The 300-nt window shown below is 53.7% G+C and carries 1 pseudogene; it reads left to right on the forward strand.

The annotated features are described in order from the left end of the window. Positions 1-300, forward strand: a pseudogene (locus tag RT613_RS17355) (hypothetical protein); the annotation flags it as partial.

Raw genomic sequence — 300 nt, forward strand, 5'->3', positions numbered from 1 at the left:
TCTCGGCTTGAGGCGAATGGCGTCGATATACGGCTGTCCAGCCTTGCGGTCTTAGCGCATGCCCTTGAGCTGGAAGTTGCTCTTGTTCCGCTTAAAGCCGTGCCTGCTGTAAACTCTATTACACGTCAGACGTCCAAACATCAGCCGTTCCAACCTACGGCTATCAGCAAGGAACTGCGGCGTGTTCAAGTCGTGATCCGCGCGCTGCAGATCAGGTTACCCGGGATACCCAATCTGGATACGTTGAGAAAAGCACATGCCGCCCTGAAGCAGCTGACGATCGACATTAATTTCCTAGAC

This window comes from Agrobacterium sp. (genome assembly GCF_032092815.1).
Lineage (GTDB): Bacteria > Pseudomonadota > Alphaproteobacteria > Rhizobiales > Rhizobiaceae > Agrobacterium.